General features: G+C 67.6%; 19 protein-coding genes and 7 pseudogenes. 13 read left to right on the forward strand and 13 right to left on the reverse strand.

From position 1 onward, the window contains the following. Positions 1 to 108 precede the first annotated feature (108 nt). On the forward strand, positions 109 to 1,389 hold the full coding sequence (locus ABIE67_RS46805) for an ISKra4 family transposase (protein WP_370270213.1): 1,281 nt from the start codon (positions 109 to 111) through the stop codon (positions 1,387 to 1,389). Here ABIE67_RS46805 and ABIE67_RS46810 read toward each other — a convergent pair. After that, positions 1,371 to 3,092, reverse strand: coding sequence for an IS1634 family transposase (locus tag ABIE67_RS46810; protein ID WP_370270217.1), 1,722 nt, complete (start codon positions 3,090 to 3,092; stop codon positions 1,371 to 1,373). The genes ABIE67_RS46805 and ABIE67_RS46810 overlap by 19 nt on opposite strands. Positions 3,093 to 3,208: 116 nt before the next feature. Then, entirely contained in the window at positions 3,209 to 3,577 is a 369-nt protein-coding gene (locus tag ABIE67_RS46815; RefSeq protein WP_370270221.1) for a hypothetical protein, read from the reverse strand. A 56-nt stretch (positions 3,578 to 3,633) separates the two neighbouring features. Here ABIE67_RS46815 and ABIE67_RS46820 point away from each other — a divergent pair, with 56 nt between their 5' ends. Together ABIE67_RS46820 and ABIE67_RS46825 are read left to right on the forward strand one after the other, a co-directional pair. Continuing rightward, positions 3,634 to 4,974 (forward strand): IS701 family transposase, encoded by a 1,341-nt coding sequence (locus ABIE67_RS46820; RefSeq protein WP_370252197.1) that lies wholly within the window; start codon positions 3,634 to 3,636, stop codon positions 4,972 to 4,974. Positions 4,975 to 5,013: 39 nt separating this feature from the next. Then, positions 5,014 to 5,205, forward strand: a pseudogene (locus tag ABIE67_RS46825) (DDE-type integrase/transposase/recombinase); the annotation flags it as partial. 7 nt (positions 5,206 to 5,212) lie between these two features. Here ABIE67_RS46825 and ABIE67_RS46830 read toward each other — a convergent pair. Beyond that, a pseudogene (locus tag ABIE67_RS46830) lies at positions 5,213 to 5,728 on the reverse strand (IS30 family transposase); the annotation flags it as partial. Positions 5,729 to 5,809: 81 nt separating this feature from the next. Beyond that, positions 5,810 to 7,111, reverse strand: coding sequence for a transposase (locus tag ABIE67_RS46835; protein WP_370251558.1), 1,302 nt, complete (start codon positions 7,109 to 7,111; stop codon positions 5,810 to 5,812). 264 nt (positions 7,112 to 7,375) lie between these two features. Between ABIE67_RS46835 and ABIE67_RS46840 the strand changes: the two genes are divergently transcribed. Next, the gene (locus tag ABIE67_RS46840; protein WP_370251787.1) at positions 7,376 to 8,773 is read left to right on the forward strand and encodes an IS1380 family transposase; all 1,398 of its coding nucleotides are present in this window, start codon (positions 7,376 to 7,378) and stop codon (positions 8,771 to 8,773) included. 250 nt (positions 8,774 to 9,023) lie between these two features. On the opposite strand, the gene ABIE67_RS46845 is transcribed toward ABIE67_RS46840, so the two are convergent. Further along, positions 9,024 to 9,923 (reverse strand): group II intron maturase-specific domain-containing protein, encoded by a 900-nt coding sequence (locus ABIE67_RS46845; protein ID WP_370270225.1) that lies wholly within the window; start codon positions 9,921 to 9,923, stop codon positions 9,024 to 9,026. Further along, entirely contained in the window at positions 9,907 to 11,181 is a 1,275-nt protein-coding gene (gene ltrA, locus ABIE67_RS46850; protein ID WP_370270229.1) for a group II intron reverse transcriptase/maturase, read from the reverse strand. The genes ABIE67_RS46845 and ltrA overlap by 17 nt, the downstream gene beginning before the upstream one ends. A 212-nt stretch (positions 11,182 to 11,393) precedes the next feature. Here ltrA and ABIE67_RS46855 point away from each other — a divergent pair, with 212 nt between their 5' ends. Beyond that, complete coding sequence (locus tag ABIE67_RS46855) at positions 11,394 to 13,115, forward strand: IS1634 family transposase (RefSeq protein ID WP_370270233.1); 1,722 nt, start codon at positions 11,394 to 11,396, stop codon at positions 13,113 to 13,115. A gap of 766 nt (positions 13,116 to 13,881) precedes the next feature. Here the strand turns inward: ABIE67_RS46855 and ABIE67_RS46860 are convergent. Both ABIE67_RS46860 and ABIE67_RS46865 read right to left on the reverse strand, forming a co-directional pair. Further along, positions 13,882 to 14,092: pseudogene (locus ABIE67_RS46860) on the reverse strand (reverse transcriptase domain-containing protein); the annotation flags it as partial. A gap of 189 nt (positions 14,093 to 14,281) precedes the next feature. After that, a complete protein-coding gene (locus tag ABIE67_RS46865; protein ID WP_370251787.1) occupies positions 14,282 to 15,679 on the reverse strand; it encodes an IS1380 family transposase in 1,398 nt (465 codons plus the stop codon). A 178-nt stretch (positions 15,680 to 15,857) separates the two neighbouring features. Between ABIE67_RS46865 and ABIE67_RS46870 the strand changes: the two are divergent. After that, positions 15,858 to 16,372, forward strand: a pseudogene (locus ABIE67_RS46870) (IS30 family transposase); the annotation flags it as partial. Between the two features lie 10 nt (positions 16,373 to 16,382). Here the strand turns inward: ABIE67_RS46870 and ABIE67_RS46875 are convergent. From ABIE67_RS46875 to ABIE67_RS46890, 4 genes and pseudogenes are all read right to left on the reverse strand, one after another. Beyond that, positions 16,383 to 17,006, reverse strand: a pseudogene (locus ABIE67_RS46875) (IS3 family transposase); the annotation flags it as partial. Further along, positions 16,982 to 17,329: a transposase gene (locus ABIE67_RS46880; RefSeq protein ID WP_370270238.1), complete on the reverse strand. Its 348-nt coding sequence runs from the start codon at positions 17,327 to 17,329 to the stop codon at positions 16,982 to 16,984. The pseudogene ABIE67_RS46875 and the gene ABIE67_RS46880, both read right to left, overlap by 25 nt. 561 nt (positions 17,330 to 17,890) lie before the next feature. Beyond that, complete coding sequence (locus tag ABIE67_RS46885) at positions 17,891 to 18,292, reverse strand: DNA-binding protein (protein WP_370270241.1); 402 nt, start codon at positions 18,290 to 18,292, stop codon at positions 17,891 to 17,893. Continuing rightward, complete coding sequence (locus ABIE67_RS46890) at positions 18,289 to 18,537, reverse strand: type II toxin-antitoxin system CcdA family antitoxin (RefSeq protein WP_370270245.1); 249 nt, start codon at positions 18,535 to 18,537, stop codon at positions 18,289 to 18,291. The genes ABIE67_RS46885 and ABIE67_RS46890 overlap by 4 nt, the downstream gene beginning before the upstream one ends. 257 nt (positions 18,538 to 18,794) lie before the next feature. On the opposite strand from ABIE67_RS46890, the pseudogene ABIE67_RS46895 reads away from it, so the two are divergent. The 4 genes and pseudogenes from ABIE67_RS46895 to ABIE67_RS46910 form a co-directional block, all read left to right on the forward strand. After that, positions 18,795 to 18,971: pseudogene (locus ABIE67_RS46895) on the forward strand (IS256 family transposase); the annotation flags it as partial. Positions 18,972 to 19,356: 385 nt separating this feature from the next. Further along, complete coding sequence (locus ABIE67_RS46900; RefSeq protein ID WP_370270249.1) at positions 19,357 to 20,148, forward strand: transposase family protein; 792 nt, start codon at positions 19,357 to 19,359, stop codon at positions 20,146 to 20,148. A 15-nt stretch (positions 20,149 to 20,163) separates the two neighbouring features. Further along, positions 20,164 to 20,340 (forward strand): annotated as a pseudogene (locus ABIE67_RS46905) (IS3 family transposase); the annotation flags it as partial. A 1,061-nt stretch (positions 20,341 to 21,401) separates the two neighbouring features. After that, complete coding sequence (locus ABIE67_RS46910; protein ID WP_370253078.1) at positions 21,402 to 22,835, forward strand: IS66 family transposase; 1,434 nt, start codon at positions 21,402 to 21,404, stop codon at positions 22,833 to 22,835. Between the two features lie 377 nt (positions 22,836 to 23,212). On the opposite strand, the gene ABIE67_RS46915 is transcribed toward ABIE67_RS46910, so the two are convergent. After that, positions 23,213 to 24,301, reverse strand: a complete 1,089-nt coding sequence (locus tag ABIE67_RS46915; RefSeq protein ID WP_370270253.1) for a choice-of-anchor P family protein — start codon at positions 24,299 to 24,301, stop codon at positions 23,213 to 23,215. A 248-nt stretch (positions 24,302 to 24,549) separates the two neighbouring features. Here ABIE67_RS46915 and ABIE67_RS46920 point away from each other — a divergent pair, with 248 nt between their 5' ends. The 3 genes from ABIE67_RS46920 to ABIE67_RS46930 are packed head-to-tail and all read left to right on the forward strand — an operon-like array spanning position 24,550 to position 25,498. After that, positions 24,550 to 24,891, forward strand: a complete 342-nt coding sequence (locus tag ABIE67_RS46920) for a recombinase family protein (RefSeq protein ID WP_370270258.1) — start codon at positions 24,550 to 24,552, stop codon at positions 24,889 to 24,891. Beyond that, positions 24,788 to 25,102, forward strand: coding sequence for a hypothetical protein (locus ABIE67_RS46925; RefSeq protein WP_370270262.1), 315 nt, complete (start codon positions 24,788 to 24,790; stop codon positions 25,100 to 25,102). The genes ABIE67_RS46920 and ABIE67_RS46925 overlap by 104 nt, the downstream gene beginning before the upstream one ends. Before the next feature lie 39 nt (positions 25,103 to 25,141). Then, a complete protein-coding gene (locus tag ABIE67_RS46930) occupies positions 25,142 to 25,498 on the forward strand; it encodes a PRC-barrel domain-containing protein (protein ID WP_370270266.1) in 357 nt (118 codons plus the stop codon). Positions 25,499 to 25,807 lie beyond the last annotated feature (309 nt).

Below are 25,807 nucleotides of genomic sequence, written 5' to 3' on the forward strand. Positions count from 1 at the left end.
CGAGGACGTCCCAAGATCTACCAGCGGTCCCGTTCCCCATTCAGTCCCAGGTCAACGCGCTCGCGCGTACGTCTGGACAGCACCCTGCCGAGACTTAACTTCCCGGCCTTGGGCCATGGCCGGCTGCTGGCCACGGTGTTCGGCACGGTGACCGTCTCCCGCCTCGCCTGGAGGCGCCTGGAGGCGTCGAACGTGCACCCGGCGGATGCGGTGCTGTCACTGCCGCGGGGCCGACACTCGCACGGTCTGGCCCGCCTCGCCGTCCAGGCGGCCACCCGGATGTCCTACGACGCGGCCCACGAGACGATCATCCGGCGGTGCGGCCGCGTGCTCGGCAAGCGTCGGCTCGCCGGTCTGCTCGTCGAGGCCGCCGGTGACGTCGACGCCTTCTACAACGCCAGAATCGTTCAACCCTGCGCTCCGGCAACAGTGTTGGTGCTGTCCGCGGACGGCAAGGGCATCGTGATGAGGCCCGAGGCCCTGCGGGAGGCCACCCGGCAGGCCGCCGAAAAGCGGCAGCACGCCTTTCGCACGCGTCTGGCCGCCGGGGAGAAGAACGGCAGAAAACGCATGGCCACGCTCGGCGCGGTCTACGACGCCGAACCGGCACCCCGCCGGCCGCACGATGTGATCACGCCGCCCGGCGGCTTCACGGACGGGCACATCCGCCGGCCCGGCCCCGTTGCCCGGGACAAGTGGCTGTGCGGCTCGGTGGAACACGACGCCGAGCACGTTGTGGCGCAGGTCTTCGAGCACGCGCAGGCCCGCGACCCCGAACATCGCCGCACCTGGGTGGTCCTGGTCGACGGCGCCCGCCATCAACTCGACCTCGTCCAGGCCGAAGCCCGTCTCCACCACGTCGAGGCGCACATCGTCATCGACATCATCCACGTCCTGGAGAGGTTGTGGGCGGCGGCCTGGTGCTTCCACCGTCCCGGCGACAAGAGGGTCGAGGACTGGGTCGCCGTCCACGCCCTGGCCATCTTGAACGGCGACGCCACCGAGACGGCCGACACCCTTCAAGCCCAGGCTGATCAGGCCAAGTTGACCGGCGGACAGCGGCACGGTGTCGATACCTGCGTCCGCTACCTGCGCGGCAACGCAGATTTCCTGCACTACGAGAAGGCCCTCGCGGCCGGCTGGCCCATCGCCACCGGGATCATCGAAGGCGCGGCCCGCCATCTCGTCGCCGACCGTCTCGACATCAGCGGAGCCCGCTGGGGTCTCGACGGCGCCGAAGCCGTCCTGAAACTCCGTCCCGGGTTCGACGTAATTCGGCGGCCTGGAGAGTCGAAAGTGGGGCCTGACCTGCGGGGGCATGGGTGTGGCCGCCTGGAGGGCGTGTCTCTAGGCGGTGGTGTTGTGGCTGGTCAGCGCGGTGTGGGCTGAAGGCCGGCGATCTGCGTGGGGGCGGGGATGCCGAGCTTGGCGAGCAGGTCCTGCTGGGGCTTGGTGGGGGTGGTGACCTGCTGGAACGTGCCGGTGGGGCCGGTGAAGGTGCCCAGGTGGAGGCGGTCGAGCTCGCGGCGGATCCTGGGCCAGGTCTCGCCGGTGGCGGTCTCCGCGATGCGGATGAGCAGGAGCGCGAGCCAGCACAGCAGGACGTGGGCGCGGATGCGTTCCTCGAGCCGGTGGTAGACCGGCCGCAGGTCGATGACCTGCTTCATGTCCCGCCAGCCACGCTCGACTTCCAGGAGGGCCTTGTAGCCGCGCGCGATGTCCTCGGCGGAGAGCTTGGGGTCCGAGCAGCGCAGCAGGTACTTGCCGTCGCGGTTCTCCTCGGCTTTGACCTTGGTCTGGTCGACGCGGAGCTTCCCGGCGGGGGTGATGCGCAGGTAGCGGTTCAGGCCGGGCTTGGCGGCGATCTTGCCGCGTAGCTCGCCGCGCTTGAAGTCGCTGAGCTTGTCGGTATCGGCGATCAGCTCTTGGAGTTGGGCGACGAGTTGCTCGCGCATGTGCTGGTCGCGGTCGGCGGCTTCGGGGTTGTGGCAGATGACGAACCGTTCGGTGTCGCTGATCCGTACCTCCTTGACGCGCATGTTCCCGGTGATGTCCTGGTAGCGGCCCTGTCGGGACAGGGCCTGCTTGACCTCGGGGGATGTGGTGCGGAGCTTCTCGCCGATGATGTAGGCGTCGGTGCCGCTGCGCAGGTAGCGGCGGTTGCGGTCAGATGAGAAGCCGCGGTCGGCGACCCACACGATCTTGGAGAGGGTCCAGTCGCGCATGTCGTCCTTGACCTGCCGGATCAGGGTCTGGTCCGAGGCATTTCCGGGCCAGGACCAGACGCGGACCGGGATGCCGTCGCGGGTGACCGCCAGGCCGATCACGATCTGGGGCAGGTCGTCGCGGGAGTCCTTCGACTTGCCGTGCGTGCGGAACCCGGCCGGCTTGGCCGCGTCCCCGACGTCCTGGCCCTCGTCGCCGGCGTCGTCCCGGCGGTGGCCCTTCTCGTCGCGGGCGACGGACTCGTCGGGTTCCTCGAGTTCGAAGTAGGTGCTGGTGGTGTCGAAGAACAGCAGGTCCACTTCCAGGTTCAGCAGGTTCGCGACCTCGTCGAAGACCTGCTTCTCCAGGTCGTCCTTGACCTCGTGGAGCCAGTCCATCGCCCGGTAGCAGGACTGCTCGCCGGCCTCGGGCAGCGAGTCGATGTGCACGTCGTGGGTGATCCACTCGGCGGCGGCGAGCTTCGAGGACGGGGCCAGCGCGCGGTTGGCGACCAGCGCGAACAACACCCGCTCGGTCGCGGTCATGTCCCGGGGCCGGCCTCGCTTGGGCTGCCCGACCCGGCCCACGATCTTGTCGATCTTCAGGCGGTGCCACAGGTGGTCCAGGACATAGGCGCCCCCGAACGGCACCGAGCCCGTGTACTCCAGCCCCGGTGCGGTGTTCGCCGCCAGGGCTTCGCCGGGCTCCAGCAGCCGGGACAGGGACGCGACGAGCCGCCGGATCGCGTCGCGGTCCAGCTCGTCCTCGCGGCCGAAGGTGAACAGTACCTTCGGCACCGCCCGGCCCTTCACCGGGTCCCACTCGTTGTGGGCCAGGTGCAGGTACCGCACCGTCCCCGACTTGTTCTCCCGCTTCGTGGTCCTCACGTACACGACTCCAGACCATACGAGCTATGGCCAGGCCAGCGCAGGGAAATCAAAGAAGTCGTGTCTCTAGGCATTTTCGGGTGCGGCTCCAGCCGAGGCCTCCGTGACCAGCGGCTTCACCCCGTCGCCGCCTCCAGAACCCCCGAATTACGTCGAACCCGGGCAAGGCATACCGGGCCGATGCACTGTTCGACGCTCACCGCGACGACCCGGAGTTCGGCCACCGCTTCCTTGTCGACGAGGCCCGCGCCGCGGGCGAGGTGATGGCCGAGCGGACCGCCTGGCGGATCTGCCGGGACAACGGCTGGTGGAGCGCGTTTGGAAAGCGAAGCGGTCGCGGCAAGAACGCCAAGGCCGGGCCGCCGGTCCACGACGATCGAGTGCGGCGCATCTTCACCGCCGACGCCCCGAACCGGCTGTGGCTCACTGACATCACCGACACGGCAGCTGTAGTTCTTGATCGTTGGCGTGTTCGTGCTGGTCAACGGGGGTGCGGGGGCGGCCGAGGGTAGGGGGACGGCCACCGTGATCATGAGCGTTTGTGACGACGATCAAGGAACAGGTGGCCGTGGAGGCCACGATAGCCGGGCAGGAGTGGACGGCCGCGTTCGGGGCGGTGATGGCCGAGGTCGCTGACTGCTTCCCGCGCCGGGAACCGCGCCTGCTGGCGCGGGAGATGACCGAGGGCATGCTGATGGAGCTCGATACGCGCAACTGCTGGACGCTCGGCGAGGCGCTGGGGCACTCGGGCCCGCACCGGCTGCAGCACTTCCTCTCCCGTGGTGTGTGGGACCACGATCTGGCCCGCGACCGGCTCATGACCTGGGCGGCCGGTGAACTCGCGGACGACCAGGCGGTGTTGATCGTGGACGAGACCGGTGATGAGAAGTCCTCGACCGACTGCGTGGGAGCGGCCCACCAGTACTCCGGGGCGCTCGGCGGTATCGGTCTGTGCCAGGTCTCCGTCCACCTCACCTACGCCTCGGTAAGCGGGCACACGCTGATCGACCGCGCCCTCTACCTGGGCGCCGGGTGGGCCGCCGACGAGGAACGCCGCCTGCTCACCCACGTCCCCGACGAGACCCTGTTCGCCACCAAGCCACAGCTCGCGGCCGCCATGCTGCAGCGTGTACGTGCCCTGGGGATACCGGCCCGCTGGCTGGCCGGCGACGAGGTGTACGGCGGTCGCGAGCTGCGACGGCATGCACGGGCACTCGGCCTCGACTACGCCCTCGCGGTCCGCGCCGACCACCGCGTCACCACCCCAGCCGGCCGCTTCACCGCCACCGAACTCGCCGCCCGCTTACCCCGCCGCACCTGGATGCGCATGCGTACCGGCCACGGGACCAAGGGCGACCGTCACTACGACTGGGCCATGATCGGCGTCCTCGCCGACGACACCCCCGAAAGCACCGGGCCGGGCCACTCCTACCTGCTGGTGCGCCGCCACCGCTACACCCGCGAACTCTCCTTCTACCGCTGCCACTCCGCAACCGCGGTCACCATGGCCACCCTGGTCGATGTGGTGTGCTGCAGATGGAAAATCGAAGAGGACTTCCAGGCCGGAAAATCCGACTGCGGCCTGGACGAGGGCCAGACCACCTGCTGGAACTCCTGGATGCGCTGGAGCCTGATCAGCATGCTCGCCGCAGCCATCCTGGCCGTCACCCAAGCCCGCGCCGCCGCCCAGACACCCAGCGGCCCACTCGCCCCCTCAAGCACCCGCGAGCTGCTGCGACTCCTACGCGCCACCGCCCTGCGCCCTCCCCGCCGCGACCTGGAGCACCTCCTGCACTGGTCCGCATGGCGCCGCCACCATCAACAGCAAGCCACCGAAGCCCACCGCCGCTGGAACAACATCACCGCCGCAGCAACCACCTGACCAGCAACAATGACCAACCGATCAAGAACTACAGCTGCCGTGACCGAGCACGCCACCGACGAGGGGAAGCTGTACCTGTGCGCGGTCAAGGACGTGTTCTCGGGCCGCATTGTGGGCTATTCCATCGACGACCGGATGCAGTCCCGCCTCGCGGTCACCGCTCTGCAATCCGCCGTTGCCCGCCGTGGCCAGGTGGCCGGGTGCATTGTGCATTCGGATCGCGGCTCTCAGGGCGGATTCAACTGATCGTCGCAACGCTGGCTTGCGCTGATTGTAGATAGTCGTCGAGGGCTTCGGCGGGTGTCTTCCAGTCGAGGGTCTTGCGGGGGCGGGAGTTGAGGACCGAGGCAATGGCGGCCAGCTCGTCGGCGTTCCATCTGGACAGGTCGGTGCCCTTGGGGAAGTACTGGCGTAGCAGTCCGTTGGTGTTTTCGTTCGTGGCGCGTTGCCAGGGGGCATGCGGGTCCGCGAAGTAGACCGGTAGCCCTGTCTCGATGGTGAGTTGGGCGTGAGCGGAGAGTTCCTTCCCACGGTCCCAGGTCAGTGACCGGCGAAGCTGGTCGGGCAACGTGGACATCGTGGTGGCCAGGGCGTCCTTCATGGCCACGGCACCGTAGCCGGCCAGCGCAGGCCCGTTCTTGGTGCGCGGGATCGTGCCGTAGCCCTCGGCCCGTGGCAGGTGGACCAGCATCGTGTAGCGGGTAGTACGTTCCACGAGCGTGCCGATCGCCGACCGGTTCAGCCCGATGATCAGTCGGGTAGCGGGCCTCACGAATTCATGGCGCCCGGTGTCGCCTCGTGTTTGTAGCGAATGGTGATCTTGGGGTGGCGGGCTCTACGCCGCGGCTGCTTCCCAGGCGCGGATGACCGCGGCGATTTCATCGGGACCGGGTTGACCTGCAGGGTTGTGAATATGGCGGGCGGCGATGATCGTCCGGCGAAGCTTGATCACCATGTCGCTGAACGCCGGGGTCGCCTTCGTCGCGTACCAGGGCTGTCGTGCGCGCCGGTCGGCGATGTCGGCGGGGTGGTGCCCGTGGGCGGCGTACCAGAGGACGACGATGGTGTAGACGGCCAGGCCGAAGGGGACGGTGCGCTCCACCGCGCGCCGGGTGCGGTTGCGGGCCTGGCCGACGCCGAGATCCTGGCGCATGTGCTCGAAGATCGATTCGATCGGCCAGCGCGTGCCGTACCGTTCAATGAGGTCGTCGGCGGGACTGACCAGGTCGGTGCTGATCAGAGCGAGGTCGTACGGGCGGGTCGAGTTCAGGTCGCGGATCAGGACGAGGCGGACCGGGAGGTCCTTGAAGGCTCCGTACCACAGGCATTCCCTCTCGGTGATCCACACGAACTCCATGCGCCCGTAACGCTCCACGACGGCAAGGCGCCATGTCGCCGTCTGGGCAATCGCGGTCAGTGAGCCCAGCGCCCTGCCCTTCTTGCGGGGCCGTCCCCGCTTGTTGGTCTTGGGCGGGGTCGGCGCGGACAGGGCGGCGTTGCGCGGGAGTCGGGTGGTGAAGGTGACCGACGGGGGCAGGTCGGCGACCTTGCCGGAGTGGTAGGCAGCGTCGCCGGTGACGTGGAGAGTGCGGCCGGGGAAGAGCGCGGCCAGGTCGTGGACCATCTCCAGGGCCAGGTCGGTGCGGGAGGCGGTGGCCTTGCCCCGCCACAGCCGGGCGGCCACCGGCACAGCGACCGGCTTGGCGAGGAAGGGCAGGCGGACCACGACCGCGCAGATGACCCAGGTGTTGCCGAACCCGAGCTTGTCCTTGCCCCGCCCGGAGCCGTCATGCGCCCACAGCGCCCCGAAGACCTTCCTGCCGACCCGGTGCAGCAGGGTGTCGTCGACGACAGCCAGGATCGGCGCGTCCGCTGGGAGCAGGGCTTCGACCACGGCTCGGGCCAGGCGCAGGCCGAGCTGGTCGGGATCCCACGAGGCCTCAGAGAAGAAGGCGTGGGCCCTGCGGTGCGGCCACAGCCGCGACAGTCCCGCCCCCGTCAGCATCCCGGTGACCGTACGCCGCCCCGTCTGCGCGGCCATCCCGGCCACCAGATGGCAGAACGTCTCGAACGAATGCTTCGTGAAACACGGACGAGTGACCTGCAGAACAAGCAGCAACGACGCCGGTAACGTCATCCCCGGAACCATCAGCGGCAACTTCCTCGCTTCGAGGCGGTTGGATCAACACCGCTGATGGTTCTTCACGTTCAGCCTGACGTTCCGCAAGCCACTCAGCGGGCTCACCCGAACAGGGAAGCCACTATCTGTTCAAGATCACGATTCTCCGCAAAGTCGAGTGTCGCAGTGACAGTCGGTCACATCATGAAGGAAGGGTGCTTCCGACCTGCGATGATTCAGCTTCTCTAGGACTGGATCACGTGCAGGGGAGGCACCCTTCCGGTGTCGAAGCGTACAGAGTGGGCCGATGATCTGTCGCTGTCCGCAAGCGGGAAGAAGCTGGTGGGCAAGGCGGGCATCGTGCCGGTGCGGCGTCTGGCGGACAAGGTCGGGCTGACCGACGCGCTCGGGGCTGCCCTGGTGCGGCGGGGCTTCCGTCCCGTCCATGATCGGGGAACGGTCCTGGTCTCGGCGGCCTGCGCGGTCCTGCTGGGCGCGCGGTCGATGGCCGGGATCGATGTGATGCGCCAGACCTCGCTGGTCCTGGGCAGCCCGGCCTCGGCGTCCACGCTGTGGCGGACCCTGGAGGCGATCGGACCGGTCCAGCTGACGAAGATCGCCTCCGCACGGGCCCGGACCCGTATCCACGTCCACCAGCAGCTCGACCTGCGCCCGGGCGGCTTTCCCTGGATCAAGGTCAACGGGCGGGAGCTGACCGGTGTCACGGTGCTGGACCTGGACGCCTCAGTCGTCCCGGCGCATTCCGGCAAGGAGGGAGCCGAGCCCAACTTCAAGGGATATGGCCACCACCCGCTGTTGATGTTCTGCGACAACACCGAAGAACTCCTGGTCAACCGGCTGCGGCCGGGATCGGCGGGATCCAACACCGCCGATGACCACATCTCGGTGAGTATCGAGGGCCTGCGTCAGCTGCCCACCCGCCGTCGGCGCCGGGTCCTGTTCCGCACCGACGGCGCCGGAGCCACGATGGAGTTCCTCACCTGGATCACCTCCGGCGGCGGCAACGCGGCCAACCGCTGGGAGTACTCCGTCGGCCACACCCGCGACGACGACTTCTGGAAGGCCCTGGCCAAGGTCCCGGCCACCGCGTGGACGCCGGCCCTGGACCACAAGGGCCAGCCGCGCAAGGACGCCGACCTCGTCGAGATCACCGACATGCTCGACCTGACCGGCTGGCCGGAAGGGATGCGGGTGATCGTTCGCCGCGAACCCATCCACCCCAAGTACGAGCGCGAGCTCAAGCCGTACGAGAAGAAGACCGACTACCGCTACCAGGCCATCGCCACCAACACCACCGGCGGGCAACTGCAGTTCCTCGACGCCCGAGCCCGCTCCCACACCCACGTCGAGGCCGGCATCCGACGCGGCAAGGCCCTCTCCCTCAACCTGATGCCCTCCCGCTACTTCAAGGTCAACCAAGCCTGGTGCACCCTCCTCGCCCTGGCCACCGACCTCGCCCGCTGGTTCCAACTCCTGGCCACCGAAGGCAAACTCGCCCGGGCCGAGCCCGCCACTCTGCGCACCCGACTCCTGGACGTCCCCGCGAAACTCGCCGACCACGCCCGAAGACGCGAGCTGAAATTCGACCCCGCCTGGCCCGCATCCACCGACATCGTCGACGCCTGGGGCGCCGTCCAGGCCCTGCCCGCCCCCGGCTGACTGCCACCCCACCGACCCCGATTCCGGAAGGAGGAGACCCGCCCCGTCCTCGGCCCGTGGAAACCGACGACCACCCGTGACGACACACGGGCCGGAACGTCACCACCACCCGAAGGACGAACCAGGACGAAACCTCAACCTCGACCGATCACCTCAAGCCGGCGCGCGCACGTGAATGATCGAGGCGGGGACGCATTGCTGCGTCCCCGCCCCCTCAGAACCGTGCAAGCAGCTATTCACCGCACACGGCTCAAGCAAGCCCCAGAGGCTCGCTGGCAGGCAAAAGTACTGGACTCGTTGTCGCAGCGGCTCCATTCCGCCGCTGACAATGGGTGTGGAGGAGACGGAGTCGTTGACCGTCCGGCGTGTTCCCGTCCGGGAAGGCAATGTATTGCTTGGAGGTCGCCTTCCGGATGACAACCCGCCACGCTTCCCATTCTCCTGGGCTTTGTGGCGGGCGGTCGGCGTGCAGTAGGAGCCCTCCGCAGATCGAGCAACGGCCGTGCTGTGCCTGTAGGAGACGCACAGTCATGGCGTCGGCTGGCAGAGGAATTCCCTTGCGTCGCCGCTGAGCCCAATATGACTCCAGGGCTGGGTCGTCCGGGGACGCCTTCCCCTTGACCAACTGGTGCCGGACTATCTTCGTCCAGGAGAACTTGAGCAGGTAGGCGCCGCTGTCGCGGTCACCGAACACCCACCGGTCGTTCCTGGACCTGTTGAACCGGCCGAAGTACTTGTCGGATATCCAGTGCTTCGGCTTGTTCGGGTGACTGTGCTTGGCCCACTTGTAAGCGAGCTTCCACATGTGATTGTCCAGCGCCGTGAAGATCTCGCTGGACACCACCGTCCGGTAGTAGGCCGACCAACCCCGCACGATCGGGTTGATCTTCTTGAGTACCGCACCGGCGTTAGCTCCTCGCAAGGCCACCATTTCGGTACTGAGCCGTTCCCGTATCCGTCTCTGAGCCGCCGTGCTCGGTTTGATCAGCAGTTTGCCGTGATAGCGGCGGACGTTGAACCCCAGGAAGTCGAATCCGCTCTCCGCGTGGACAATGCGTGTCTTGTCCTCGTGAAAGGCGAGTCCCCTGGGCGTCAGCCATGCAGCCAGCCGTTCCTTGACCTGCTCGGCCTGTTCACGGCTGGTGCACATCGCGACAAGGTGAGTCGGCGGCGGGAATCGCACCCGCCGCCGCTCGCAGAACCGTGCGGGAGCCTCTCGGCTCACACGGCTCCCGTTGCCCAGCCATCAGGTTTGAGGCCGAACCGCCAATGGGCGAACATGTTGGGATACCGGCGGGCCGTGCCCGCCAGTAGTTCTCCCGCGCGTTTCTCCCGGCGGCGTAGTCGTTTGTACTTCTGGCAAGCCCAGCCCCCACCAACATTCTGTTGATGCGCCGGAGGAGGGGATACAACATGGACTTGTAGAAGCGCCCGTAATAGTTGATCCATCCCTGCACGACGCTGTTGAACATCCGCGCAAGGTCCATCAGGGACTTGTCACTGCGCTGGGCGATGCGCCAGGAACGCATTTCCTTGCCCATCGCCTTGATCGCCGCCCTGCTGACCGCGGGCAGGAAGTTCACGAAATGCTTCCCGTACCGGTTCTTGGCCAGCCTGGGCCGGAACGTATACCCGAGGAACGTGAACGACGTGTGCTCGTACGAGCCCCGCCGGTCCGCGTCCTTGCAGTAGACGATGCGCGTCTTGTCCGGATGCAACTCCAGACCGACCTGCGCCAATCGCTGCGCGAGAGCATCCCGTACGCGACGGGCCTGGCTTTCGCTCTTGCAGTGGATTACCGCATCATCGCAGTACCGCTCGAAGGCGACGTGCGGGAACTCCCGCACGAGCCACGCATCGAACGCGTAGTGCAGATATAGATTCGCCAATACGGGAGAAATAGCCGACCCCTGAGGAGTCCCCCTTTCCCGTTGCTGCACCGAGCCGTCCGGCTTCGCCAGCGGAGCCACAAGCCACCGCTTGACGTAGAGCAGGACCCACTTCCCGTCCTCATCGACATGCCGCTCAACAGCCCTGAGCATCAGCTCATGGTCCACGCTGTCGAAGAACGCCCGGATGTCGAGATCGACCACCCAGTCGCTGCGCCAGCAACGCCGCCGGCACTGCTCCACCGCGTCCAACGCCGACCGCCTGGGCCGGTAGCCGTAGGAGTCCGGATGGAACACAGGCTCCACCCGTCTCTCCAAATACATTGCGGCCACCGTCTGCGCGATCCGGTCAGACACAGAAGGAATCCCAAGGACACGGACACCTTTTCCGCCCGCCTTGGGGATCTCGACGGCTTTCACCGCCGGAGGGAAGTACGAACCGGACGACATCCGATTCCACAGCTTGAACAGGTTCCTCGAAAGGTTCTGCTCGAACTGCTCGATCGTGACGCCGTCCACCCCGGGTGCACCCCGATTGGCTTTGACCCTCTGATACGCCTCCCACACCCCCGGGTTCGACGTAATTCGGGGGTTCTGGAGGCGGCGGCAGGGTGAAACTGCTGGTCAAGGGCGCGTGGGCTGGAGTTGCACGCGAAAGTGCCTAGAGACACGATTTCTCTGGTTTTCCTGTACTGGCCTGGCCTTGTCCCGTATGGTCTGGAGTCGTGTATGTGAGGACGACCAAGCGGGAGAACAAGTCCGGGACGGTGCGGTACCTGCACCTGGCCCACAACGAGTGGGACCCGGTCAAGGGCCGGGCCGTGCCGAAGGTGCTGTTCACCTTCGGCCGGGAGGACGAGTTGGACCGCGACGCGATCCGGCGGCTGGTCGCGTCCTTGTCGCGGCTGCTGGAGCCCGGCGAGGCCCTGGAAGCGGGCACCACGCCGGGGCTGGAGTTCACCGGCTCGGTCCCGTTCGGCGGGGCCTACGTCCTGGACCACCTGTGGCACCGACTGAAGATCGACCAGATCGTGTCCGGGGTCGGGCAGCCCAAGCGGGGGCGGCCCCGGGACATGTCCGCGACCGAGCGGGTGTTGTTCGCGCTGGTCGCCAACCGCGCGCTGGCCCCGTCCTCGAAGCTCGCCGCCGCCGAGTGGATCACCCACGACGTGCACATCGACTCGCTGCCCGAGGCCGGCGAGCAGTCCTGCTACCGGGCGATGGACTGGCTCCACGAGGTCAAGGACGACCTGGAGAAGCAGGTCTTCGACGAGGTCGCGAACCTGCTGAACCTGGAAGTGGACCTGCTGTTCTTCGACACCACCAGCACCTACTTCGAACTCGAGGAACCCGACGAGTCCGTCGCCCGCGACGAGAAGGGCCACCGCCGGGACGACGCCGGCGACGAGGGCCAGGACGTCGGGGACGCGGCCAAGCCGGCCGGGTTCCGCACGCACGGCAAGTCGAAGGACTCCCGCGACGACCTGCCCCAGATCGTGATCGGCCTGGCGGTCACCCGCGACGGCATCCCGGTCCGCGTCTGGTCCTGGCCCGGAAATGCCTCGGACCAGACCCTGATCCGGCAGGTCAAGGACGACATGCGCGACTGGACCCTCTCCAAGATCGTGTGGGTCGCCGACCGCGGCTTCTCATCTGACCGCAACCGCCGCTACCTGCGCAGCGGCACCGACGCCTACATCATCGGCGAGAAGCTCCGCACCACATCCCCCGAGGTCAAGCAGGCCCTGTCCCGACAGGGCCGCTACCAGGACATCACCGGCCACATGCGCGTCAAGGAGGTACGGATCAGCGACACCGAACGGTTCGTCATCTGCCACAACCCCGAAGCCGCCGACCGCGACCAGCACATGCGCGAGCAACTCGTCGCCCAACTCCAAGAGCTGATCGCCGATACCGACAAGCTCAGCGACTTCAAGCGCGGCGAGCTACGCGGCAAGATCGCCGCCAAGCCCGGCCTGAACCGCTACCTGCGCATCACCCCCGCCGGGAAGCTCCGCGTCGACCAGACCAAGGTCAAAGCCGAGGAGAACCGCGACGGCAAGTACCTGCTGCGCTGCTCGGACCCCAAGCTCTCCGCCGAGGACATCGCGCGCGGCTACAAGGCCCTCCTGGAAGTCGAGCGTGGCTGGCGGGACATGAAGCAGGTCATCGACCTGCGGCCGGTCTACCACCGGCTCGAGGAACGCATCCGCGCCCACGTCCTGCTGTGCTGGCTCGCGCTCCTGCTCATCCGCATCGCGGAGACCGCCACCGGCGAGACCTGGCCCAGGATCCGCCGCGAGCTCGACCGCCTCCACCTGGGCACCTTCACCGGCCCCACCGGCACGTTCCAGCAGGTCACCACCCCCACCAAGCCCCAGCAGGACCTCCTCACCAAGCTGCAGATCCCCACCCCCAAGCAGATCGCCGGCCTTCAGCCCGCACCACGCTGACCAGCCACAACCCCACCGCCTAGAGACACGCCCTCCAGGCGGCCACAACCATGTTCCCCCAGGTCAGGCCCCACTTTCGGCTCTCTAGGCCGCCGAATTATGTCGAACCCGGGACACCATCGACTTGGGAATGTCAAACGACTTGGCCATGGCCTGCGGCCTTGATCCGTTCACCTGGCTCCTCCCGGGAACTCCGGTTGACCACCAAACAAGATCCGAGCAACCCGCCCCCTTCGCTCCGCCCCCATTACAGGAGCTTCATCACTACTACGAGGCGGTCCGTCCCCCTGCCACGCATCGGTACTACCTCTGCCCCTCACAGTTTCAGCTGTTTGGGGTTCTCCCTTATCGCCAACCGGCCTTCAACCCGACCGGCGGCAGCATCATGGCGAGGGGTTCCCACGTTCCGCACTGGCGCCTGTCGCCGAGCTCGCGCCACCTTCATGCCGGGCCGCCACCTGGCCAGGAAAACAGGAACCTGCCAGACTCGTCCCGGGGCAACAACTGGACCCCGGTTTCGGCAACCACTCATACGCTTACGACACTTCAGCAGTGGTTCACTCGCGTTCGCCTTCTCGGCACACACCTGACGCATCTCGTGCGCCTTTTCCGCAGTGCTCATCACCCCGGCTCATTCACCGGAGCAACCTGCGGCGGTTTGAGACCTCCCCCTGCGTGGGCGGTCTCGGAGGGCCTACCTCCATCACCAGTGCAGCACCACGTCAAGAGCTTCCGTCTACATCAGAACCTCCTGTTGTGTTCGTGGCGCACAATCATCTGCGTACCGCACCAGCACGGGGCTGCCGCTCTGCGCACTCCCGGCATCTCTGCCGGTGGTGTAATAGCGGACCCCTGCGGCTTCCTCCATTCCGTGCAGGGCCACGTTGAAGAGCAACGGGCTAATCACCCCCTCCTTGCGGAGTTCCCTCCTCGGTCGGGGCGAACCGGCCGCGATCCACGACCCCGGCCTTCAGCCACTGACCTCGATCATTCACGTGCGCGCGCCGGCTTGAGGTGATCGGTCGAGGTTGAGGTTTCGTCCTGGTTCGTCCTTCGGGTGGTGGTGACGTTCCGGCCCGTGTGTCGTCACGGGTGGTCGTCGGTTTCCACGGGCCGAGGACGGGGCGGGTCTCCTCCTTCCGGAATCGGGGTCGGTGGGGTGGCAGTCAGCCGGGGGCGGGCAGGGCCTGGACGGCGCCCCAGGCGTCGACGATGTCGGTGGATGCGGGCCAGGCGGGGTCGAATTTCAGCTCGCGTCTTCGGGCGTGGTCGGCGAGTTTCGCGGGGACGTCCAGGAGTCGGGTGCGCAGAGTGGCGGGCTCGGCCCGGGCGAGTTTGCCTTCGGTGGCCAGGAGTTGGAACCAGCGGGCGAGGTCGGTGGCCAGGGCGAGGAGGGTGCACCAGGCTTGGTTGACCTTGAAGTAGCGGGAGGGCATCAGGTTGAGGGAGAGGGCCTTGCCGCGTCGGATGCCGGCCTCGACGTGGGTGTGGGAGCGGGCTCGGGCGTCGAGGAACTGCAGTTGCCCGCCGGTGGTGTTGGTGGCGATGGCCTGGTAGCGGTAGTCGGTCTTCTTCTCGTACGGCTTGAGCTCGCGCTCGTACTTGGGGTGGATGGGTTCGCGGCGAACGATCACCCGCATCCCTTCCGGCCAGCCGGTCAGGTCGAGCATGTCGGTGATCTCGACGAGGTCGGCGTCCTTGCGCGGCTGGCCCTTGTGGTCCAGGGCCGGCGTCCACGCGGTGGCCGGGACCTTGGCCAGGGCCTTCCAGAAGTCGTCGTCGCGGGTGTGGCCGACGGAGTACTCCCAGCGGTTGGCCGCGTTGCCGCCGCCGGAGGTGATCCAGGTGAGGAACTCCATCGTGGCTCCGGCGCCGTCGGTGCGGAACAGGACCCGGCGCCGACGGCGGGTGGGCAGCTGACGCAGGCCCTCGATACTCACCGAGATGTGGTCATCGGCGGTGTTGGATCCCGCCGATCCCGGCCGCAGCCGGTTGACCAGGAGTTCTTCGGTGTTGTCGCAGAACATCAACAGCGGGTGGTGGCCATATCCCTTGAAGTTGGGCTCGGCTCCCTCCTTGCCGGAATGCGCCGGGACGACTGAGGCGTCCAGGTCCAGCACCGTGACACCGGTCAGCTCCCGCCCGTTGACCTTGATCCAGGGAAAGCCGCCCGGGCGCAGGTCGAGCTGCTGGTGGACGTGGATACGGGTCCGGGCCCGTGCGGAGGCGATCTTCGTCAGCTGGACCGGTCCGATCGCCTCCAGGGTCCGCCACAGCGTGGACGCCGAGGCCGGGCTGCCCAGGACCAGCGAGGTCTGGCGCATCACATCGATCCCGGCCATCGACCGCGCGCCCAGCAGGACCGCGCAGGCCGCCGAGACCAGGACCGTTCCCCGATCATGGACGGGACGGAAGCCCCGCCGCACCAGGGCAGCCCCGAGCGCGTCGGTCAGCCCGACCTTGTCCGCCAGACGCCGCACCGGCACGATGCCCGCCTTGCCCACCAGCTTCTTCCCGCTTGCGGACAGCGACAGATCATCGGCCCACTCTGTACGCTTCGACACCGGAAGGGTGCCTCCCCTGCACGTGATCCAGTCCTAGAGAAGCTGAATCATCGCAGGTCGGAAGCACCCTTCCTTCATGATGTGACCGACTGTCACTGCGACACCGGGCGCCATGAATTCGTGAGGCTTGCACGGTTCTGAGGGGGCGGGGACGCAGCAATGCGTCCCCGCTACCCGACTGATCATCGGGCTGAACCGGTCGGCGATCGGCACGCTCGTGGAGCGAACGACCCGCTACACCATGCTCGTTCACCTGCCACGAGCCGAGGGATACGGCACCATCCCACCGACAAAGAACGGCCCCGCACTGGGCGGCTACGGTGCCGTGGCCATGAAGGACGCCCTGGCCACCACGATGACCACCCTGCCCGACCAGCTCCGCCGGTCACTGACCTGGGACCGCGGCAAGGAGCTGGCCGCTCACGCCCAAGTCACGGTCGAGACCGGGCTGCCCGTCTACTTCGCAGACCCACACGCTCCCTGGCAGCGGGCCACGAACGAGAACACCAACGGGCTACTGCGCCAGTACTTCCCGAGGGCACCGACCTGTCCCGATGGAGCGCCGACGAACTGTCCGCCATCGCCGCGGTCCTCAACTCCCGCCCCCGTAAGACCCTCAGCTGGAAGACACCCGCGGAAGCCCTCGACGATCATCTACGATCGGTGCACGCCGGTGTTGCGACGACCGGTTGAATCCGCCTTCCGACCCGCGATCGCTGTGGAAGATCGCGCCGCGCAGGCTGCCGCGGGCGTGCGCGGCCATCTTCAGCGCGTCGGCGACGAGCTGGGTGCGCATGTGGTCGGCGATCGACCAGCCGACCACGCGGCGCGAGAAGCAGTCGATGACGGTGGCCAGATAGCGGAACTCGCCGTCGCCGACGGGGAGATAGGTGATGTCACCCATGTACTTCAGGTTCGGAGCCGGGGCGGTGAAGTCCCGTCTGAACAGGTCCGGTACCGGTGTGGCCGATGGCTCGGGCACGGTGGTGCGGACCTTCTTGCGCACGCGGAAACCGGTGATGTGGAACTTGCGCATCACGCGGGCGACCTTCTTCTCGTTGATCTCCATGCCGTGGGTATCCCGCAGCTCGGCGGTGACGCGCGGGGCACCGTAGGTGCCGTCGGATTCGGCGTGGACGGTCTTGATCTTCTCGGCCAGGTCCTCGTCGGCCCGCTCGCGCGCGGCGCGGGCCGCACGGGCCTCGCGCCATTTGTAGTAGGTGGAGCGGGCCACCTCGAGTACCTGGCACAGTCGCTTGACCTTGAAGGTCTTGCGGTGATCCTCAATGAAGCGGCAGCGACTCACCAGTTCATCTCGGCGGCGAAAAACTTCGTCGCCTTGCGCAGGATGTCCCGCTCGGTGGCCAGGGTCGCGTTCTCCTTGCGCGCGGCCTTCAGCTCCTTGCGTAAGACCTCGTTCTCGGCCTTCAGTTCTTCGACGGTGGCCTGGTCGGCCCGGGTGGTGCTGGTCACGTTCTTCCTTGTGGTGCTGACGCCGCCGCGGGCGCGGTCGGCACGGATCCAGTTCCGCAGGGTCTCCGCATTGATCCCCAGGTCACGCGCGGTCTGCGCGATCGTGAGGTCGGGGTCCGAGCTGAACAAGGCCACAGCATCAGCCTTGAACTCGGGCGAATAGACCTTCATCACCATAATCGGTCACCCTCTCACGACCCCCACCGGGGCCGGCGTGCAGGGTGTCCACCACCCAGGGGGAAGCGCCGCACATGGCACCCACAGATCGCGCGAGGGCCGGCGCAGGGGGCGGCCCTCGCCGCAGTGCAGCCAGTGTCGGCATCAGCGACTCGCGGCGCACCAGGCTGCCGGCCCATGTGCTGCCGATTCCGCCACCAGCGGCAGCCACGGCAGAATGTCCACGTACAACGTCCCTCATAGTTGCGACACCGGCAACCGAAGCCCAACCGCTATGCAGGGAAGCGTGAGCGGCAAGGTTTTCCGCGCTGTACAGGCCTTGGCCGCCGCACTGCGAACCGGACGTGGGGCACCACTGGCTCAACCGGCCGCAGCCCTTCATGAGTTTCGGAAGACGTCCATGGGGCCGTGCAGCCGGTCTGGCCTCGCTCAGGACCGCGGGCGCTCCTCCACGCCAAGTGACCCACCGTGCTGATGTCCCCGACGCACTGACCTGCGGTGATTCCAGGTTTCGGCGTCGCGGCGTGTGGGTCTGCACATGGTGGCGGGCCGGTGGTCCGGTCAGAGCCCGATCATCCGGACCCTGTTGCCGCACAACCGGGTCATGTCATCGACGTCCGACGTGAGGATGGCAACCGGGCCGGGCTGACGCAGGGCCGCTTCCGCGACGGTGGCGTCGATCGCGTACTTGTGCCCGTGTAGAGCGGTGGCTTTGAGCAGGTGCGCCGCAGCCTTGGCCGCTTGCTCCGTGACCGGCTCCACCTTGACCCTGGAGAGCGCCCATTGCAACCGGGGCATGTTCACCCGGGAGTGGCTCACCTCCACGATGGTGTTGGCGCTGACGACGAGATCAGAGCCCATCTCGTAGAACACCTGGAACAACGCCAGAATCTTCCGGTCCTGGGCCACCCAGGCCGACAGGCCTTCACTGTCCAGGACGACGGTCTCGATGTGCCCGCTCATGCCGCGCTAGCGCCGGCCGAGGCCTGAGTCGTACCGAAGATCCTCGCTCGGGCCTCGGCCAGCTCCTCTTCGCTGAAGGCCCCGTGCTCGTCCGTGTGGCTGCGCAGGTCTGCGCCGAGGAGCTGGTGCCGGATCTGCCGGGCGACCGCCTCGGCCACATAACCGGAGATGTTGTCCGTGAGCTTCTTCAGCTCCGCCACCTGCTCGGCGGGGAGCGTCACCGTGATTCGCGTGGTGTCGGCCATGACGTCAAGCATACTACGGTATGCGCATCGCGGGCGGGCATTCCGCTCCCCGCACTCGATCCAGTCAGTGCCGGTCGAGGCTCGCCGTCATGCTGCACTTGCCTGGCGAGTACGAGCACCCTGCCGACTGCCGTCCATGCCGCCGTATCAACAAGCTCTTCCGCTGGGCCCCAAAGGGCGCAGCAACACGTGAGTAGCCACACCCCGGCCGGCCAGAACTGAGCGAATGCCCGCAGCCGTTGGAGCCGGCTGCGGGCATTCGCCAATGCGGGCACTTCCCCACGGAACAGGCCGCTCTCAAGCGCCTGTACCTGGCCACCCTCGCCCTCGACCCCACCGGACGCGGCCGTCAGCGGTGGAGCAACCGCTGGAAGCGGGCACTCAACGAGTTCGACGTGCTCTTCGACGGCCGCCTCTCGGCCGGACGAGTGTGAGCCGGACAGCCCAACCAGAAACCGATAGGCCAAACAGACGAATCACACCTCAATCCTGATAGAGCCGCGTGGCAGGCCGATCCGACCCCGGGCCGGTTCGGTCGCCGGGGCGGCGTACAGGCCGGGTCGCGGATGTCGAGGCACAGCACCTGGTACGTGAACCCTCGGGTATTGCATCAGGCGGGCCGGGGTGTTGTTGCTGGCCGGGGCGTCGTCAACTTATCGGGGCTGGTGGGTTGTTGGGGCGTGGCGGGGCGTGGTGGGGCCGGATGGCAGTCTTGGTTCAGGAGGGTTATTCACGGGCTTGGTTTCTTGATCAGCAAGACGGCCCTGCTCGGTAGCCTGGCGTTTGCGACGACGTCAGTTTTCCACCGGGGTAGGGCCGTTGAGCTGGAACGTTACGACAGGGCTGGAAGCGGATCAACTGGAGGCCTTGGTGGTCCGGGTCCACACGATGCTGGTGGAGGACCCCGATCCGCCCGTGGTGCCGGGACGGATGTGGGCGCTGGGCCTGTACAAGTCCGTGGTCCTGGTGTTGTTCCTGCTGCGGCAGAACCCCGTCCAGCAAGCGGCGGCGGAACTGTTCCACATCTCCCAGGCCACCGTCTCGCGCCGGTGGACCACGCTGCTCCCGGTGGTGGAGACGGCCCTGGCCGAGCATGTGCCCGACCCCGCCGACGCCTCACACGGCAGGATCGTCCTGGCCGACGGGACCCTGGTCACCACGTGGGACTGGGCGAGCGAGGGCACCACGATGTTCTCCGGCAAGCATCGTGACACAGGCTTCAACCTGCAGGTCGCCGCCACTCTCAGCGGGGACCTGCTCGCCGTCTCCGCGCCGGTACCCGGCAGTCGGCACGACATGTACGCCTGGCGCCAGTCCCACTTCCCCAAAGCCTTCGCCGACCGGGAGAGCATGGGGGATCTGGGCTATGCCGGCTCCGGCATGCTCACCGCCCGCCGCAAACCACCCGGTCAGGAACGCCCCGTCAAAGACAAGGTGTTCAACCAGAGCATCGGCAAGCTCCGCGCCGCCGTCGAACGAACGATCGCACATCTGAAGGACTGGAAGGTCCTCGCCACTCGCTATCGCGGCCCTCTCACCCGGTTCCCCCTCGTCGCCAAGACCGTCACCGCCCTCGCCTTCTACAAGAACGGCTGGTGCCCCCGTGAATAAGCCTCCTTCCACGCGTCTCTGAAACGGGAGATCCTCAAGGGAGCACGGCGCTTCGACGGGGCCGGCGCCTTCCGGCGTACCGTCTTCCGCTGGCTGACGCGGTACAACACCTGGCGCCGCCACTCGGCGAACGGACAGCTCAGCCCCGTCGCCTACGAACAGATGTCAGCTACCCTGACACTCGCCGCATAACAAACAAACAGGTGTCCACCCTTCGGGTGGAAGGCCCGCCGCAGCACCAGCCGCAGTCTCAGGCGCAGCAGTTATCGCCTGCCGGGCGGTCTCAGGGGGCTGCGTCGGCCCAGTCGCCGTCGTCTGCCGCGCCGTCCCAGGCGCAGTCTCCGTCGGCGCCGTGGTCTGGGGCGCACGCTCAGTCACAGTCTCAAGTGCCGGCCCCCGCCCCGGCCTCGGCGCAGTCTCAGGTGCCAGCGCAGCCGCAGTCTCAGGCCTCGGCGCAGTCGTCGTCTGCCGCGTCGGTGCAGTCTCAGGCGTTGGGGCAGGGGACTCCGTTCTCGTCGCAGGTGCCGTCGGGGCAGCAGTCGGCGGCGGGTGTCTCAACCTCTGCGGGCACGCAAGGCGTGCAGGGGGGACGGGAATCTGGCCAGGCTTCCCGCGGATGTTGCCGGCACTGCTGGAACGTCCGGTTCTGCTTCCCCGGACGGTTCGCTGGGCTCGGCTGCCCAGAGGGCAGGCAGTTCCGGCTTTGGGGACGCTACAGCAGCTGCTGCCAAGCCCGCGGATGGCTCCGCCCTTCTTTCCGGCGCCACGGATCCGGCGGCTGTGCCGGGGGCTGGCGCGGGGCAGCAGCCTTCGGCGGGCGGTCAGCAGTCGGCCGCGCCAACCGGTGAGGAGCCGGTGCAGCCTTCGGTGCCTGTGGCTGGGCAGCAGGGTGCGGCTTCACCGGACGCCGCTGTGGCGGGTTCGGGGTGGCAGCCGGGGACACAGCCGAACTGGGGGGATCTGTTCGGGCAGGGTGGCGGTGCCGGGGAGTCGGTTTCCCAGCCGGTGGAGCAGCTGCCGGTGCAGTCTGAGCAGCCGTCCTCGTTCGGTGGTGATTACTCCGGCGGCTATTACGGCTAGAGCCGTGGTGGAGGAGCGGGTTGCTGGTCGCGTCTGGTACCCGGGGATGCCCCGGGTACCAGACGCGACGCGACTGTCCATGATGCGTCCGCCCGTTCTGCCTCCGTAACTGGATAGGTGCTCCTGGCGGGATGAGTTGAATCTTGTCAGTTGGATCGGTGATCATCTGTCTCGTGTCTGATGCTGCTGTGCCGCCTTCTTATGAGGAACTCGCTGTTCTGGTGGTGCAGTTGCGTGAGGAACTCGCCGCGGCGCGGGAACGGATCGTGGTACTGGAGGGTCAGGTCGTGGACCTGACGGCCCGGCTGGGGAAGAACTCGGCGAACTCTTCCAGGCCGCCGTCTTCGGACGGACTGGCGAAACCGGCTCCGAAGTCTCTGCGTGGGAAGTCCGGGCGGGGGCCGGGCCGCCCGAAAGGCCAGAAGGGCATCACGCTGCGGCAGGTCGCGGACCCCGACCACCGGGTCGAGCACCGGCCCCACGGCCCTTGCGCCGGCTGCGGTGCGGACCTGGCCGGGGCCGTCGTGGCCGGTATCGAGCGGCGTCAGGTCTTCGACCTGCCCGAACGTATCGGCCTGGAGGTCACCGAGCATCAGGTCCTGACCTGCCGGTGCGCGTGCGGGCGGAGCGAGAAGGCCTCCGGTCCCGAGGGCGTGCGGGCCCCGGTGCAGTACGGTCCTGGTCTCGCGGCCGCCGGCGTCTACCTGATGCACGGCCAGTTCCTGTCCAAGGACCGCACCGCCACCGCCCTGGCAGACCTCTTCGACGCGTCCGTCGCGCCGGGCACGGTGGCCTCGTGGGTACGCACTTGCGCGAGCCGGCTGGATGCCTTCGGCCGTCTCGTGGCCGGGAAGGTCGCCGGCGCGGCGGTGGCGTTCTTCGACGAGACGGGGTTCCGCACCGCCGGGTGCCTGCACTGGCTGCACTCCGCCTCCAGCGGCCAGTTCGTACACCTGTCGGTGCACCGCCGCCGCGGTCGCGAAGGCATCGACGCGGCCGGGATACTGCCCGGCTTCACCGGCATCGCCATGCACGACGCCTGGGCGCCCTACGACTCCTACCCGCAGGCCGAACACGCCTTGTGCTCGGCACACGTACTACGCGAACTGGTCGCGGTCACCGAGCGGGGCAGCGAGAAGGCCCGGTGCGCGGCCTACCGCGCCATCGACGCCGTGCTGGCCCTGAAGAAGGCCGCGGAAGAGGCCCGAGCGGACGGGCTCGACGCGATCGCCGTGTCCGTGAAGGACGGTGAGCTTGGGGCGCTGGCCCAGGCGGTGGCCGACGGGCTGAAGGCGACCGCCACCCGCAGCTCGAAGACCGAGGCGAAGTACCACGCCCTGTTCAGACGGCTGACGAAGCGCTGGAACGACTACCTGCGCTGGGTCCACGACCTCACACTGCCGTTCGACAACAACCCAGCCGAACAGACGATCAGGATGGCCAAGCTGCGGATCAAGGTCTCCGGCTGCCTGCGCACGCTGCACGGCGCGCAGGACTTCGCCGCGATCCGCACCTACCTGGCCACCGCCACCCGACACGAGCAGCCCATGCTCGACGTCCTCATCCAGGCCATGCGCGGCAGCCCCTGGATGCCCGCCCTCGGCTGATCACCGGTCCCGCCAACCGGCAATCACGCACGCCTCCGGACCGAGACACCTATCCAGTCACCAACCGACAACGCCTCCACAGCGCCATCGGTGACCTCCCACCCGCCGAGTACGAGGCCATGTACTACCGTTCACACCAAGTGACTCAGACCAACTGAGAACCACACATCACACTCTCCAACGAACCCGGTGCGGTTCACTAATGGCTGTTCCGTTGTTCCCCGAGGCCGGAATACGAGAGCCCACCAGTACCCAAGGCCGGTAGAGGCCCCCGCAGGCCGAAGCCCATCGCGGCCGCGGGTCCGGGCGGCGATGGGCTTCGGCGTGGTCCGGACCCGTGTCTCCGGGCGGGAGCGCCGGTCGCGACGGGTACCGCGTCAGTTGTTCTGAGTGGTGCGGCGGCGACGGATGAGGTACATGGTCGCGGCGCCGCCGAGGAGGAGTGCCCCGCCCGTGCCGGCGATGAAGGGTGTGGCGGAGTTGCCGCCGGTCTCGGCAAGGTTCATGCCGTTGTTGCCGGTCTGTGTGCTGGCCTGATTGCCCGCAGCGTCGGCGTTCTCGGCATCCGTGGAGTCGGCCGGCTCGCCGGCGGACTGGCCGTCGGACGAGCCGTCCTCGGCACCACTGCCGGATCCATCACCATCGGATCCATCACCATCGGATCCGGCACCATCGGATCCGGCACCATCGGATCCGGCACCATCGGATCCGGCACCGTGCGAACCGTCACTGCCCGAACCGTCACGGGCGGCGCCGGAGTTGTCCGGAATCGCACAGGTGGCCTCGGCGAGCACGATGTCCCCGGATGCCTTCACCACGCCCAGCTTGGCCGGGGTCACGGTGTACTTCAGCCGAAGCGCGGTGGCTGCGCTTGTGCTGTCCGTTGTGGTCGCGTTCTCCAGGACGAGGTCGACAGTGCCGACGCCGGGCACCTCGATGTGCTGGTCGTCGGGTCCGTTCACGGGGACGGGCTTGCCGAGGACGGTCACGTTGTCCGCCAGCGCGGCCTTCGCGGTCGGCTTTTTGCCTGTCTCGCAGGAGGCTGTGGCCTTCAGAAGGTCGGCGCTCAGCAGCGGGTTGGCGGGCAGGCCGGGTGCGTAGACCCGTACGCGGACGAGCCTGACGTCGCCCACCGACCGGTGCGCGTCCGCCTTGACGCTGGAATGCGCGACCTCCGCCTTGACCAGCGTGGTGGGCTGCCCCTTGTTCACACCGTTCACCTTGGCGGTGAGCACCGTCTGCTGCGCGTCCCCTGGCGCGCTCAGGTCTCCGAGCGCCTTCTTCACCGGAACGTCACCGACGCCGTCCACCAGGACATCGAGGTCGGCACGTGCCGCGACGGCGGTTGCCTTGCCGGTGGAGCCGGAACGTTCGCCCCCCGGGGCGGCATAGGCCGGGCCGACGACCAGTGCGCCGCCGATCACCAGAGCCGAAACGCTCAGGAGAACGGCGGGGCGCGCGGGCATGCTGAAGACATTCATGTGCAACTGAAAAACCCTCACACAGAGACTTGGAGCCGTCGGCGACTGCCGTGCTCGGTACAACGTGTCCACCGACGACCTCGACCCGCAGATCATGACGGCACAGATGTCGATCATGCGAAAATCCGACAGAACGTCACCTAAACGGGTGGTTTCCTCACCCTTTCTTGGCCTGTCGCGCAACCTCCTGCCCGTTAGCTCGTCACCACCTTCGGTGCCCCAAGGTTGGGGGAGTGTCTAACTACTCCAGCCGCGCTTCCACGAAGGGGCAGCTGGTCGATCGGCAGATCGCGGCCCTGACCGCGGCCGACTGCGTGCGGGTCTTCGCCGACAAGAAGGCGGGCAAGAACGCGGAGCGCGAGGAACTGTGGAGGTGTCTCGACTACCTCCGGCCCGGCGACACCCTGGTGGTGGCCCTCCCTCGACCGGCTGGGCCGCTCGGCCCAGGACCTGATCTCGATCGTCTCCGGGTTGCGTCAGCGGGGCACCGGCTTCCAGTCGCTGCACGAGGCGCTGGACACCACGACCCCGGGCGGCCGCCTCGTCTTCCACGTGTTCGCCGCCCTCGCGGATAACCCCTCCACCTGCCCTGAAGCTGTTCGGTACGAACGTGCCCGACGGGCCGCGGACGCCTCCGCCCGCGGCGCCGGAGCGTCAAACGCGCGAGCGGCCGAAAGGCATGACCTGACGGGCGGTCGGCGGGATACCGCGGGCGGATCTGGGTACCCCGGCCGTACTGCTGCGGGAAGAGGCGCGACCCGGCGGGCTGCCGCTGTCCACGGATAGGCCGGCACCGGCCCAGATCAACGGCCCAGGAGGCAAACCATGATCCATGCAGCCGACATCCGCGAGTGGCGCAACCACAACGTCGTCGACCCCAAGGACCACAAGATCGGCGTCCTCGAAGCGATCTGGGTGGACACCACCACCGACGAACCGGCCATGGCCACCGTCCGCACCGGACTGCCCACCCGCCACCGGTTGGCCTTCGTGCCCCTCGACGGCGTGACCCTGGGGCCGGACTACGTCAAAGTCTCCTACGCAAAGGCCCTGGTGAAAAGGGCACCCGCGGTCGGCATGGACGACGTCCTGCCCGCCGAGGCAGAGAAAGCGATCTTCCATCACTACGACCTGTCCTACCAGACCGGCGCAGACGGCGAGAGGCAGCTCGCACGCCGCTGACCGCCTGCGCTCAGCCCAAGGAGGCGTCCGCGTCACGGTCCTCTTCCTGCTCCTCGTTCTGGGCGCCATCGCGCTGGGAATCATCGGAACGGTGACGGAGGGGCTCGGCTACCTGCTGCTCATCGGCGTCGCGCTCTTCGTGGCTGCTCTGGCCTTCATCGTCATGCGCTGGTCCCGGCGTTCCAGTCGCCACCCCATCCGATGACGACCAGCCCGTGGCCTCAGTGCCGAACACGGCCAGGGCTGTCCCTGTCGGCGGCGGGTGAACCGTGACCCAGTTTGGGCGGGTGAATAGTGACCCAGGTGTCT

Origin of the sequence: Streptomyces sp. V4I8, from assembly GCF_041261225.1 — a bacterium.
In the GTDB taxonomy this organism is placed as follows: domain Bacteria; phylum Actinomycetota; class Actinomycetes; order Streptomycetales; family Streptomycetaceae; genus Streptomyces.

What these genes read in the sequence shown, in the direction of transcription:
- ABIE67_RS46930 (WP_370270266.1), top strand. Translation starts at nt 25,142, where the DNA reads ATGATCCATGCAGCCGACATCCGCGAGTGGCGCAACCACAACGTCGTC.
- ABIE67_RS46835 (WP_370251558.1), bottom strand. Translation starts at nt 7,111, where the DNA reads ATGACGTTACCGGCGTCGTTGCTGCTTGTTCTGCAGGTCACTCGTCCG.
- ABIE67_RS46915 (WP_370270253.1), bottom strand. Translation starts at nt 24,301, where the DNA reads ATGCCCGCGCGCCCCGCCGTTCTCCTGAGCGTTTCGGCTCTGGTGATC.
- ABIE67_RS46880 (WP_370270238.1), bottom strand. Translation starts at nt 17,329, where the DNA reads ATGGTGATGAAGGTCTATTCGCCCGAGTTCAAGGCTGATGCTGTGGCC.
- ABIE67_RS46845 (WP_370270225.1), bottom strand. Translation starts at nt 9,923, where the DNA reads ATGTGCACCAGCCGTGAACAGGCCGAGCAGGTCAAGGAACGGCTGGCT.
- ABIE67_RS46885 (WP_370270241.1), bottom strand. Translation starts at nt 18,292, where the DNA reads ATGAGCGGGCACATCGAGACCGTCGTCCTGGACAGTGAAGGCCTGTCG.
- ABIE67_RS46890 (WP_370270245.1), bottom strand. Translation starts at nt 18,537, where the DNA reads ATGGCCGACACCACGCGAATCACGGTGACGCTCCCCGCCGAGCAGGTG.